Origin of the sequence: Nocardia sp. NPDC050412, from assembly GCF_044458825.1 — a bacterium.
GTDB lineage: Bacteria > Actinomycetota > Actinomycetes > Mycobacteriales > Mycobacteriaceae > Nocardia.
Genome location: NZ_JBITIJ010000022.1, coordinates 40689 through 53541 on the forward strand (window position 1 = coordinate 40689; position 12853 = coordinate 53541).

The 12853-nt window shown below is 64.7% G+C and carries 10 protein-coding genes; 5 read left to right on the top strand and 5 right to left on the bottom strand.

The genetic code is table 11. The annotated features are described in order from the left end of the window. Nucleotides 1-22 precede the first annotated feature (22 nt). Together ACIBI6_RS37605 and ACIBI6_RS37610 are read left to right on the top strand one after the other, a co-directional pair. Complete coding sequence (locus ACIBI6_RS37605) at nucleotides 23-1564, top strand: FAD-dependent monooxygenase (RefSeq protein WP_396959753.1); 1542 nt, start codon at nucleotides 23-25, stop codon at nucleotides 1562-1564. Nucleotides 1565-1797: 233 nt separating this feature from the next. Then, the gene (locus ACIBI6_RS37610; RefSeq protein WP_396959755.1) at nucleotides 1798-2511 is read left to right on the top strand and encodes an alpha/beta fold hydrolase; all 714 of its coding nucleotides are present in this window, start codon (nucleotides 1798-1800) and stop codon (nucleotides 2509-2511) included. 7 nt (nucleotides 2512-2518) lie between these two features. Here ACIBI6_RS37610 and ACIBI6_RS37615 read toward each other — a convergent pair whose 3' ends face one another. Further along, on the bottom strand, nucleotides 2519-3082 hold the full coding sequence (locus ACIBI6_RS37615) for a dihydrofolate reductase family protein (protein WP_364352421.1): 564 nt from the start codon (nucleotides 3080-3082) through the stop codon (nucleotides 2519-2521). A gap of 174 nt (nucleotides 3083-3256) precedes the next feature. On the opposite strand from ACIBI6_RS37615, the gene ACIBI6_RS37620 reads away from it, so the two are divergent. Then, the gene (locus ACIBI6_RS37620) at nucleotides 3257-3454 is read left to right on the top strand and encodes a hypothetical protein (RefSeq protein ID WP_364352424.1); all 198 of its coding nucleotides are present in this window, start codon (nucleotides 3257-3259) and stop codon (nucleotides 3452-3454) included. Between the two features lie 71 nt (nucleotides 3455-3525). Here the strand turns inward: ACIBI6_RS37620 and uvrA are convergent, their stop codons facing one another. The 3 genes from uvrA to ACIBI6_RS37635 all read right to left on the bottom strand — a co-directional run bounded on the left by uvrA (nucleotide 3526) and on the right by ACIBI6_RS37635 (nucleotide 8946). After that, nucleotides 3526-6561, bottom strand: coding sequence for an excinuclease ABC subunit UvrA (gene uvrA / locus ACIBI6_RS37625; RefSeq protein WP_364352427.1), 3036 nt, complete (start codon nucleotides 6559-6561; stop codon nucleotides 3526-3528). A 115-nt stretch (nucleotides 6562-6676) separates the two neighbouring features. After that, the gene (locus ACIBI6_RS37630; RefSeq protein WP_364352430.1) at nucleotides 6677-8773 is read right to left on the bottom strand and encodes a glycogen debranching N-terminal domain-containing protein; all 2097 of its coding nucleotides are present in this window, start codon (nucleotides 8771-8773) and stop codon (nucleotides 6677-6679) included. Continuing rightward, on the bottom strand, nucleotides 8770-8946 hold the full coding sequence (locus tag ACIBI6_RS37635; RefSeq protein WP_364352433.1) for a hypothetical protein: 177 nt from the start codon (nucleotides 8944-8946) through the stop codon (nucleotides 8770-8772). The genes ACIBI6_RS37630 and ACIBI6_RS37635 overlap by 4 nt, the downstream gene beginning before the upstream one ends. A gap of 605 nt (nucleotides 8947-9551) precedes the next feature. On the opposite strand from ACIBI6_RS37635, the gene ACIBI6_RS37640 reads away from it, so the two are divergent. Further along, nucleotides 9552-10184 carry a response regulator transcription factor gene (locus tag ACIBI6_RS37640; protein WP_364352436.1) on the top strand — a complete coding sequence of 211 codons (633 nt, stop codon included), beginning with the start codon at nucleotides 9552-9554 and terminating at the stop codon, nucleotides 10182-10184. Here ACIBI6_RS37640 and ACIBI6_RS37645 read toward each other — a convergent pair. Beyond that, nucleotides 10181-10969 carry a sigma 54 modulation/S30EA ribosomal C-terminal domain-containing protein gene (locus ACIBI6_RS37645; protein ID WP_364352439.1) on the bottom strand — a complete coding sequence of 263 codons (789 nt, stop codon included), beginning with the start codon at nucleotides 10967-10969 and terminating at the stop codon, nucleotides 10181-10183. The two genes, ACIBI6_RS37640 and ACIBI6_RS37645, sit on opposite strands and share 4 nt — an antisense overlap. A 138-nt stretch (nucleotides 10970-11107) precedes the next feature. Between ACIBI6_RS37645 and ACIBI6_RS37650 the strand changes: the two genes are divergently transcribed. After that, a complete protein-coding gene (locus ACIBI6_RS37650; RefSeq protein ID WP_396959760.1) occupies nucleotides 11108-12847 on the top strand; it encodes a GAF domain-containing sensor histidine kinase in 1740 nt (579 codons plus the stop codon). Nucleotides 12848-12853: the final 6 nt, after the last annotated feature.

Below are 12853 nucleotides of genomic sequence, written 5' to 3' on the forward strand. Positions count from 1 at the left end.
GGCAACAAGAGGTGTATTTGTCATGCCCGAAAGCTCTTTCGACGTAGTCATTTCCGGTGCCGGGCCGAACGGGCTAATGCTCGCCTGCGAACTCGCACTGGTCGGCGTGCGTCCCATCGTGCTGGAGAAACTGAGCGAGCCCAGCGCCGAGCCGAAGGCGAACGGCCTTGTCGGCCAGGTGATTCGGCTGCTGGATATGCGGGGCCTATACCACGAATTCGGCGGCGCGCCAGGCGCTCCGCAGCCCGTGCCCGGCTATATGTTCAGTGGGATGCCGGTGTCATTCGCCGAAGTTGCGAACAATCCGATGTACGCGCTGCTGCTCCCCCAGCCGAAACTGGTTCGCCTGTTGGAGAAAAGGGCACGCGAACTCGGTATCGAAATCCGTTGGGGCCATGAGCTGACCGATCTGGTCCAGCAGGACGGGAGCGTGACCGTCACAGTGACGGGCCCCGACCGCGAGTACGACCTGACCACCACATACTTGGTCGCGGCTGACGGCGGCAAGAGCTTCGTCCGCAAACACACCGGAATCGAATTCCCCGGCAGCACAAACGCATCGAAGTTGGTCCGGATGGCACATGTGAGCCTGCCGGAGGAACTGCGAACCGGAGACGGCGGCATCCTGATTCCCGGCCTCGGGCGACTTCCCTTCGGACATAACCGACTCGAACGTGGCATGTTCATCTTCGCAGAGCTCGAACCCGGCCGCCCGTTGGTCGCGACCATGGAGTTCGACGGCGATCCGGTACTGGAGGACACGCCGATGACGCTCGACGACCTGCGCGCAAGCCTGCGGAGGGTGCTCGGTGTCGACCTGCCGATCGCGCCACCGCCTGGATCCGGCCCGCACGCCTTGCGCCGGAACGAAGGCCAGAACACTCGACTGGCCGAACGCTATCGCGACGGAAATGTGTTCCTGCTCGGCGATTCCGCCCACGTGCACTCGGCGATGGGCGGCCCCGGCCTCAACCTCGGTTTGCAGGACGCAGCCAATCTCGGTTGGAAGCTCGCCGCACAGGTGAACGGTTGGGCACCCGTGGGACTGCTGGACACCTATCATTCCGAGCGATACCCGGTCGGCGAGCGCGTAATGATGCACTCACTGTCCCAGCTCGCACTGATGGCGCCCGGTCCGGAGGTCACCGCGCTGCGCGAGTTCATGGGCGAACTACTCAAAGCACCTGAAAGCGCTGAACATATCGCACATCTGCTCGCAGGATCCGATATCCGCTACGACATCGGCGATCCGCACCCACTGTCCGGACGCATGGTCCCGGACCTCACCCTCGAAACCTCGGACGGCCGAACGCGTATCGCCGATCTGCTGCACTCGGCACGAGCTGTACTGGTCCAATTGACCGAGCACAGCGGGTTCGCCGATATCGCGGGCGACTGGAACGACCGCGTCGACGCCGTGATCGCGACCTGTCCGGACGCGCCTGCTGACGCGCTACTCATCCGACCGGACGGATATGTGGCCTGGGCAGGTGAAGTCGGTAGCGAAGATGACCGACTCCGGAACGCATTGACGCGGTGGTTCGGCCCAGCTCGAAGCTCGTAGGCACGCCGATGTGGCCCGCCCGGAATCACGGAGATGCCACCCGGGTGGGCCGCAAGCGACGCGGGGCAATCCGTGCCGCCGTTGCCGGTCGATCTCACGGGGCAATCCCAGTCGACCCGAAGTAGTTCATCTTGTGAACAATGAAACGCTTTGTGCGCGTGGCCATCTCGGTGACCCAAGACATATTGCTGCGGATTTGCGTTCCGCCGGGTTCGGCATGCGATGCTCACTGAATGGCACGGATACTTCTGATCCCCGGATTCTGGCTCGGCGCGTGGGCATGGGACGACGTCGCGGCCGATCTGCGCGACCGGGGTGACGATGTGTTGGCGCTGACCCTGCCCGGACTCGACCCGGACGATGACGACCGGCTCGGCGCGACCCTGGAAATGCAGGCGCAGGCCATCCTCGATGAAATCGCACCGGATGAAGCGGTGGTGGTCGTCGCACACTCGGGCGGTGCGGCGGCCGCCTATCTCGCCACCGATATCGCCCCAGAACGCTTCAGCCGCGGCATTTATGTCGACGCCGCTCCGCTACCGAATGGGTTCATCCTCAATACCGCACTGGATGCGACCGTTCGCGAACTCGCGCTGCCGGATTGGGATCAGTTGGAGGCCGACGGCAATAGCCTCACCGGGCTCGACGAGGTGTCCCTGGCCCGGTTCCGCGAGCGTGCCGTTTCCGAACCCGCCGGAGTCGCCGCCGCTCCCCTGCGACTGAGCGATTCCCCGGCGCGCCTTGCCATCCCGACGACGGTGATCTGCAACAGCATCACCGCGGACCTGGTCGAACAACTACGTGACGCGGGTGAGGAACCACTGTTCGCCGAGTTGGCCAAGATCGACGCCGAATACATCGATCTACCCACCGGCCATTGGCCGATGTGGTCCCGATACAAGGAACTCGCCGAACTGATCCACACCGTCGCGAACCGCTCGGGCTAGTAGTCTCCTAGCCGGGATTGGTGGCGGGTCGGTACCGGAGGTTGACCACCGAGGTTGGGTCGCCCGCACCGACATGGCGTAGGCGGATCGGCACACCGCCCGGATTGTCATACAGCCGAATGCCCTCGCCGAGCAGGATCGGTGCGACGTGCAGGTCGATCTCGTCGATAAACCCGAGTTCGAGCAGCTGACGGCCGATGCTCGGCGAGAACACTTCCAGATTCTTGCCGCCCGCCGCCGCCAGCCCGACGCGCACCGCCTCGACCGGGTCACCGTTCAGGAAGGTCACTCCGTCGGTAGGCGTCGCATCCTCGGGATGATGCGTGAGGATGAAAATCGGCCCCTCCCAGGCACCGCCATAGGGGCGACTGCCATCGATGACGTCCCAGCCATCGCGACCTGCGAGCACCGCGCCCGTGGTCTCGACGTACTCCGCGACCAGTCCCGGGCGGAACGAAAAGCCGGTCATCCAATCCATCGCATGGTGCGGACCCGCCACGAATCCGTCCAGCGACATAGTGAAGTGCCACAGCACCTTCCCACCCGCGACCTGCGGCTCGATGTCGATCATCTGGAACCTCCGAAGATCTGATTGCATCTTGCAATCGGTAGCGCTCACGATAAGTCTTCCGATGGCAGATTGCAACCAGTTCGCCGGTACACGCACGCATCAACCAGGCGCGCATTAACAACACGACTGGTCAGTTCGATTCCATAACATGACCACCGCAAAAGCACCGGCGCTATGACCGGCATGCCACCGACCTGGCAGCGTCCGAGTGTCTGGGCTCTGTTCGGCAGTTTCTTCGCCGTGCTCGCGATAGGTTTCCTGGCAGGCGCGGGCCCGTCGATCCTCATGCATGCGACTGCGGCAGCTTTCGCTCTCTTCTGGCTGGTCGCTTGGCTGGAGGACAAGCGCGCAGCACGTCGACCCAAGAACTGAGCCGCACCCGTTGCCTCAGCGTCGACACCGAGTAGCCGATATCGGGCGAGACAACGGGTGCGCGGGCGAGATCAGCGCAGGGCGGCGGCTTTTCGGGCGGCGCGCTTCGCGGCGGTCGGGTTGGGTGCCGGAATCTTTGTCGTCGCCGGCTTTGCTGTCGACGAGTTGTTCGCCGCCGCTTTGGTGGTGGCCTTTTTGGCCGGGGCCTTCTTCGCCGCCTTTTTGGCGGGAGCCTTGGGCTCGGTCGCGGCGGGTAGGGCCAGGACTTCCTTCAAGAACTGACCGGTGTAGCTGGGTACTACTTCGGCAACGTCTTCCGGAGTGCCCTCGGCGACCACCGTGCCGCCGCCGGAGCCGCCCTCGGGCCCCATATCGACGACCCAGTCGGAGGTCTTGATGACATCCAGATTGTGTTCGATGACGATGACCGTATTGCCCTTGTCCACCAGGCCATTGATGACGAGCAGCAGTTTGCGGATGTCCTCGAAATGCAGACCGGTTGTCGGCTCGTCGAGGATGTAGACGGTGCGTCCGGTGGAGCGCTTCTGCAGTTCCGCCGCCAATTTCACGCGCTGCGCCTCACCACCGGAGAGGGTCGGTGCGCTCTGGCCGAGGCGCACATAGCCCAGCCCCACGTCGACCAGCGTCTTGAGGTAGCGGTGGATCGAGGTGACCGGCTCGAAGAACCCTGCGGCCTCCTCGATCGACATATCGAGTACCTCGGCAATGGTCTTGCCCTTGTAGTGCACCTCGAGTGTCTCCCGGTTGTACCGGGCACCGTGGCACACCTCGCACGGCACATACACATCCGGCAGGAAGTTCATCTCGATCTTCAAAGTGCCGTCACCCGAGCATGCTTCGCAGCGGCCGCCCTTGACATTGAACGAGAATCGACCGGGCTGGTAGCCGCGCACCTTCGCCTCGGTGGTGGCCGCGAACAGCGTCCGGATCTTGTCGAATACGCCGGTATAGGTCGCCGGATTCGAGCGTGGCGTCCGGCCGATCGGCGACTGGTCCACCTGCACGAGCTTGTCCAGATGATCGAGACCATTGATCCGGGTGTGCCGACCCGGCACCTGCCGCGCACCGTTCAGCTTATTCGCGAGCACGGTCGCCAGAATGTCGTTGACCAGCGTGGACTTACCGGAACCGGAAACACCGGTCACCGCGGTGAGCACGCCCAGTGGGAAGCTGACGTCGATATTGCGCAGGTTGTGCTCATTGGCACCGACCACAGTGAGCTGGCGCTTCTTGCTGACCGGCCGCCGCACCATCGGCACCTCGATGCGCTCGCGGCCGGAAAGGTATGCGCCGGTCAGCGATTTCGGGTCGGTAAGCAGTTCTTGATATGGACCGCTGTGCACGACCTCACCGCCGTGCTCACCGGCCAGTGGACCGATATCGACCACCCAGTCCGAGGCCCGAATGGTGTCCTCGTCGTGTTCGACCACGATCAGCGTATTGCCGAGATTCCGCAGCCGCGTGAGGGTTTCGATGAGTCGCCGGTTGTCGCGCTGGTGCAGACCGATCGACGGTTCGTCCAGCACATACAGCACTCCGACCAGTCCGGATCCGATCTGGGTCGCCAACCGGATGCGCTGCGCCTCACCACCGGACAGCGTCGCCGCGGCCCGCGACAGACTCAGATACTCCAGTCCGACATCCAGCAGGAACCCGAGCCGCGCCTGCACTTCCTTGAGCACCTGCCCGGCGATGGCGGTCTCCCGCTCCCCCAGCGTCAAGGAATTCAGGAATGCCGAGCAATCACCGATGGACAATTCGCTCACATCGGCGATCGACTTCTTCACACCGTTCGAAGCGATGGTGACGGCCAGAATTTCCGGACGCAGCCGAGCACCGTTGCACACCGGGCACGGCACATCCCGCATGTACCCGTCGTAATGCTCCTTCATCTGCTCGGATTCGGTGCTCTCCATGCGCCGCTGCAGGAACGGCATCACGCCCTCGAAATCGGCGTAATACGAACGCTTGCGGCCGTACCGGTTGGTGTAGGAGACGTGTACCTGATCGGAACTGCCCTCGAGCACCGCCTTGCGTGCCTTCAGCGGCAGCTCCTGCCATGGCGTATCCATGGAGAAGCCGATGGATTCGGCCAGACCCGACAGCAGCCGGGTGAAGTATTCGGCGGTCTGCCCGCGCGACCACGGTGCGATCGCCCCCGCGGCCAGGCTCAATTCGGGATCGGGCACCACCAGATCCGGATCGACCTCCTTGCGGATGCCGAGACCGGTGCAGTCCGGGCAGGCACCATAGGGCGAGTTGAACGAGAACGAGCGCGGTTCGAGATCCTCGATATCGAGAGGGTGACCATTGGGGCAGGCCAGGCGTTCGGAGAAGCGGCGCTCTCGATCGTGGGCGTGCTCGTCGCGGTCGACGAAGTCCAGCACCACGATGCCGTCGGCCAACCGCAGCGCGGTCTCGATCGAATCGGTAAGGCGCTGTTTGGAACTCGGCTTCACCTGCAGGCGGTCCACCACGACCTCGACGTCGTGCTTCTCCTGCTTCTTCAGCTTCGGCGGATCGGTGAGCGGATACACCACGCCGTCGACTCGGACGCGCGAATAGCCCTGGGAGTTCAACTGGTCGAACAGATCGACGAATTCGCCCTTGCGAGTGCGCACCACCGGCGCCAGCACCTGGAATTTGATGCCCTCCTCCATGGCGAGCACCTGGTCCACGATCTGCTGCGGAGTCTGCTTGGCGATCAGTTCACCGCAGACCGGGCAGTGCGGGGTGCCCGCGCGCGCATACAGCAGGCGCAGGTAGTCGTAGACCTCGGTGATGGTGCCGACTGTCGACCGGGGGTTGCGGTTGGTCGACTTCTGGTCGATCGATACGGCAGGCGAAAGTCCCTCGATGAAGTCGACGTCCGGCTTGTCCATTTGCCCGAGGAACTGGCGCGCGTAGGCCGACAGCGATTCGACATAGCGACGCTGCCCCTCGGCGAAGATCGTGTCGAAGGCGAGGCTGGATTTGCCTGAACCGGATAGACCGGTGAACACGATAAGACTGTCGCGGGGCAGATCGAGGTCGATGCTCTTGAGATTGTGCTCGCGAGCTCCGCGCACAGTGAGGCGTTCCGCCACCAGGTGTCCCTTCTCGATCGTGTCGATCCAACAGACGTGATATCCCCAGCGCCATGCTAGGACGACCCACCGACAAGTTTCGTCGCGCGCCGGGTTCCCCGGTCATCGGCCCAGGTCAGGAGTCGGATCGACGCAGCTTTCCAGCCAATCCGCTGAGCTGCCAACCCCCATTGTCCACGGTGACGGTGAGCACATCCGACCCCACCCGCACCCCGCTCACCCGCAGCGGCAGGTACCGATCCGGCACCGCGGGCGCGACCGAGGCCGACCCGCTGCCCGGCTCCAACCGCAACATACTCCGCATGAAGAGCAGCGGCGCCGCCGACGCCCACGCCTGCGGTGAGCACGAGGTCGGATACGGCACCGGCGCGTCGAATTCCGCGCGGTCGAAACCGCTGAACAGCTCGGGCAGTCGATAGCCGAAGCGGGTCGACGCGTCGAGCACCCCATCGATAACCTGGTTGGCGTGTTCGGTGAAGCCGTAGCGCATCAGTCCGGCGGCACAGATCGCGTTGTCGTGCGGCCACACCGATCCGTTGTGATAGCTGACCGGGTTGTACGCACCCATGTTGGTGGCCAAGGTGCGGATCCCCCATCCGCTGAACATCTCCGGCGACAGTAGGTGATCCGCGACCGAGCGCGCCTTGTCCGCATCGATGATCCCGGTCCACAGACAGTGCCCGATATTCGAGGTCAGCGCGTCGATCGGCCGCTTGTCCCCATCCAGACCGATCGCGTACCAACCGTGCTCTGGCAACCAGAACGCCTTGTTGAACGCGTTCTTCAATGCGGCCGCCTTGACGCGGAACCGATCAGCGGTCCGGTGATCGCCCACATCGGTCGCGAGCTCGGCCCGCGCCAGATACGCCGCGTACACATATCCCTGCACTTCGGCCAGCGCGATCGGCGCCTCGGGCAGCCTGCCGTCGGCGAAATTCACCCCGTCCCAGGAGTCCTTCCATCCCTGATTCGCCAGGCCGTGATCGGCCGCGCGCTGGTACTCGACGAATCCGTCACCGTCCGCGTCACCGAACCGCTCGATCCACTCCAGCGCCCGATCCGCATGCGGCAGCAGTTCGTCCCTGGTCTCGGCATCCAGTCCCCACCGGTGCAACTCGCCGAGCAACATCACGAACAGCGGTGTGGCATCGGCGGTTCCGTAATACACGGTGTCCCCGCCGAGCAGCGTCGTCGCCGCCCGCCCGAACCGCACCTCATGCGGTATCTTCCCCGGCTCCTCCTCGGTCACGGCACGCACCTCGGTGCCCTGCAGACCCGCCAGACTCTGCAGCGTGCCGACGGCCAGCCGCCGGTCCAGCGGCAACACCATCCATGAGGTGAGTAGCGAGTCGCGCCCGAACAGTGCCATGAACCACGGCGCACCCGCGGCGACCACCGCCCGCTCCGGATGACCGGGATCGAAGATGCGCAGAGCGCCGAGATCGACGACGGCGCGCCGCAGTACCGCGGCGAGGGTCTGATCGTCGGTATGCACCGACGGCGAATTCTCGTACCATTCGCGCATCCGCAGTGCTGGCGCACTGTACGAAATCGGATTCCCACACTGATGCCGCGGCGTAACCGCCGATCCGAGCGTCGCCTGGTACTGGATGCACACCGACCATTCGCCGCGCCCGGGCAGATCGACCTGCCACCGCAATTCGCGATCGACCGCGGTCGCCCCCGCGGCGGTCACCGTCACCGCCAGCGGCAGATCGGTCCGGCTGATCTCGACTGTGCCCGCCGTCGACTTACTCTTGGTGACCACCACGCTGTCGCCGATCCGCCCCTCCTTCACCTCGAACAGATCGGCGAAATCGGCATCGAGCTCCAGCGCGACCGCACATTTGATCGCCGCACCGGAGAGATTGCGCACGGTCACGTCCTCGCGCATTCCGTCGCCGACATACCGCGCGACGGTCACCAGAGCGGTGCTGTCGGCACGTCCGGGCCGCGGCGGCGTCCTGGCCAGCAGCGTCGCGCTGTAGGGCTCGGTGTGCTGGACGGCGAGCGGTTGCGGCGCCAACCCATCGACGGTCAGCCGCCACCGCGACAGCACCCTGGTATCGCGCACGAACAGTCCCTCGGCCCGATTCGGGCTGATGACACCGCCGTCCTCGCTGATACAGAAGGTCGAGCCCTCGACCAAGGTCACCCCGGCGACGGCGCGTGGCGCCCCGGTATCGGCGCCCTCGCCCCAAGGGCTCGTCAAGCGACCGGCGTGGGCTGCATGGCCCGGCTCGTCCGCTCACCGGTCAGCGCATCGGCATCTACCCGAGGCTCCAATGGCTCCTCGCGCGGTTCGGGGTCGTCGGGTCCCATCAGTGGACGCACCCGCTCAGTGTAGTAGCGACACTGCTCCGGTTCGCGGATCTTGGTGATCATCACCAGCTTTCGGCGCGCCAGCCGGACCGGCTACATGCATCAGCTCGGCCTCCCCGATCCGCGCGGTACGGGCACTCACGGCGGCACGATCAGCCCGATCTTCATTGGCACATCGACTCTTCTTCGGGTCCCGGTTCCGACTCGATCGCGGGGGCCTCCCGAATGGCGCGACCGTGCGCGAACCGCCATTGCATGCCGCATTCGCGGCAACGGAACAGAGTATCCCGGTGGTCGACAAAGGTCGCGATAGCATGCGATCCACAGTCGGGACAGCTCTGCGGCGGACCGAAAATATTACCGAAATCGAGTCTCGCCGAATATGTCATTGTCCGAGATACCTATGCATGGGGCCCTCCAAGGCCACGCTGCCAAAGACCTCTATGAATGACTTCGGCCTCAGCATACCCGGCAGCCTGCTTTGCACAACGGCTTCGGCGGTCGGTTTTTCCCGGCGTTTCGATAGCGTTAGTCGGCAAATTTCGAGTCGACATTACTCGAAATTTTCGATTCCGACATACCGATGCGGCCCGCCGAGGGCTACCTTGTCGGGTAGGACCGAAACGCCGGGGGCCGCACGAGATCCCCTGCACCGCAAAGGAGGTCGCGTGATCACAGTGTTCCTCGTCGACGACCACGAGATAGTCCGACGCGGTCTCGTCGACCTGCTGGAAAGCGATCCGGAACTCACCGTGATCGGCCAGGCCGGCGACGTCGCCGACGCCGTGGCCGGCATTCGCGCGCTGCGGCCCGATGTCGCCGTACTGGACGTCCGACTTCCTGACGGGAACGGCATCGAACTGTGCCGCGACCTGCTCGCCGAAATCGACGATTTGCATTGTCTCATCCTGACGTCCTACACCGATGAACACGCCATGTTGGACGCGATACTGGCGGGCGCGAGCGGCTATGTCGTCAAGAACATCAAGGGCATGGAATTGGCCGAGGCGATCAAACAGGTCGGCGCCGGACGTTCGCTACTGGATAACCGTGCGGCGGCCGCACTCAAGGCCCGGCTACGTTCCAGCACCGAAAAAGACGGACCGCTGGCCGGCCTCACCGAGCAGGAACGACGACTGCTCGCACTGCTCGGCGAGGGATTGACCAATCGACAAATCGCCGCGCGAATGTTTTTGGCCGAGAAGACCGTCAAGAATTACGTCTCCCGGTTGCTGGCCAAACTCGGAATGGAACGGCGCACCCAGGCCGCGGTGCTGGCCTCCAAATTGCGTCAGAGCTAGCGGATTTCAACCGGAACGACGATGGTGAGATCCCCATCGTAGCGGCGGTACAGCAGGCGGCCACGGCCGCTGTCGGCATCGGTGAAGAACAGCAGCGGCAGTCCCTTGCGGCACAGCCGGGTTACCGCCGCCTCCTCGATCAGGGTCGGCGCCGACTCCGAATCCATGATCAGGGGTAGGGAATTCACCGTCAGCGGCCGCTGCGCCGGAGCCTGCGGCGGCTGTGTCGTGCGCTGCCTGGTCAGTCGGATGCCGAACGGATCCGCCCAGCTCACCAGAGCATCCTCACCGGTTTCGGCATCGACGAACAGGTAGGAGTCGTAATCCATCGCATCCATTACCGCCGTCGCCTCGGCGGGCGTACCGGTCAGTAACGCGCAGCGCTTCCTCCGCACGATCGGGCGCGGCTCGGTGACCCTGGCCAGGGGCGGACGCGCCGGATCGGGCCACTCGCGTGACTGTTTGGTCGCCAGCCGGGCGATCTGCCGGTCCAGCCGTTCCACCGCGAAGGTCACCGCGAAGCCGCGTGGACCGGTGACCTGCACCCGGGTGGGGGTGTCGTGTACGCGTATGTTGGCCTGTACCAACGTGGGTTCGTCCGAATCCACCGGCGCGGTCACCCGCACCCGCGCCGCTGCGTCGAGGTGGTGTCGGCGCAATACGCGGCCGATCCCCCGCACCGCCCTGGTCACATCCGCGGGCGGCACCGCACCCCGGGTGGTCACGGCCAGTTCGGGGTCGGCGGCAGTGGCCCACAGCTCCGAGGAACGCAACGGCGAATTCATAGGACATCCCTACTTTCTATTCCCGGTGTGCGACCATGCCATCACCGCTACGCCACCGCGAACAGGGCCGAAAGTCCTCGATTGACCAACTAGACTGGCGTAGGCGCTGTTACGCGCCTGCCAGAACAGGATGCCGTCATGACCGAAGAGCTGGGCAACGGCCTCTATTCGGTGCGCGACACACTGTCGCAACTTCGGCTCCGGGAGCTGCTGTCGGAGGTCGAGGAACGCGTCGAGCTGATCATCGATTCACGCGACCGGATGGACGGCTTGGTCGAGGCGATGCTGACCGTCACCTCCGGCCTCGACCTCGATGAAACGCTGCGCGCCATTGTCCATACCGCCACCAGCCTGGTCGACGCCCGCTACGGCGCGCTGGCGGTGCGCGGGCACGAACAGCAGGTCACCCAGTTCCTCGACGAGGGCATGGACGAAACCATCCGGGAGCGCATCGGGCGACTGCCCGCCGGACACGGCGTACTCGGCGAGGTGTTCACCCAACCCAAACCACTGCGCCTCGACGAACTCTCGAAACACCCTGCGTCCGTAGGATTTCCGGAACACCACCCGCAGATGCACACCTTCCTCGGCGTCCCGGTGCGCATCCGCGACGAGATCTTCGGCAGTCTCTACCTGACCGAGAAGGCCAATGGTCAGCCGTTCACCGAGGACGACGATGTGCTCGTCCAGGCACTAGCGGCCGCGGCCGGTATCGCGGTCGACAACGCCAGACTCTACGAATCGGCCCGCACCAGACAGGCCTGGATCGAGGCCACCCGCGATATCGCCACCGAATTCCTCGCGGGCACCGAACCCGATCTGGTGCTCGCCCATGTCGTCGACCACGCGCGCACCCTGACCGGCTCACATCAATCGTTCCTGGCCAGCACCTCGATACCGCAACTCGAACTCGCCGCGGTCTCCGAGCTCGTCATTACCCAATGGTCCGGTCCGGGCAGCGGATTCGACGGACTGATCGTCGACGCAGACGGCACCGCGCTCGGTGAGGCCTTCACCCGCCGCACACCGCTGCGTTTCGACGACGCCGCCCTGATCGACCTCGGCGTACCACTGCACGAGGTCGGACCCGCGCTGATCCTGCCGCTGTGCACACCCGATACCACCCTCGGCGCGCTGGTCACCGTACGTCCCATCGGCGCACCGCCCTATACCGACGAACTCGTCGAGCTGACCAACGCCTTCACCGACCAGGCCGCACTGGCCATGCAGCTGGCCGAAACCCAGCGCAGGATGCGCGAACTCGATATCCTCGCCGACCGCGACCGCATCGCCCGCGACCTGCACGACCATGTGATCCAGCGGCTGTTCGCCATCGGGCTCACCTTGCAGAGCGCGGTGCCGCGCGCCGAGGTTCCCGAAGTGCGCCAACACCTTTCGACGGTCATCAATGATCTGCAGGAGGTGGTGCAGGAAATCCGCACCTCCATCTTCGATCTGCACGGCGGCAATGGCGGCAGTATCGAATTGCAGCAGCGAATCGAGGATGCGGTGCGCCAGCAGACCACCGATTCGCCACTGCGGGCCACCGTGCAGGTGACCGGGCCGCTGTCGGTGCTGGAGGCGGAATTGGCCGATCACGCAGAGGCGGTGGTGCGCGAGGCAGTGAGCAATGCGGTGCGGCATTCCGGCGCGGCGACCGTCTCGGTGGAGATCAGTGTGGCCGATGATCTGACCATCGTGGTCACCGACGACGGTTGGGGCATCCCGAATCATGTGATCCGCAGCGGATTGCGGAATCTGGAGCAGCGGGCGGAGAAGTCCGACGGGCAGTTCGCCATCGGACCCGCGGTGGCGGGTATGCATGAAACCGAGGGCATGCCGGGCACGAAGTTGTCCTGGTCGGTGCCGCTTCCGTAAGTGGGC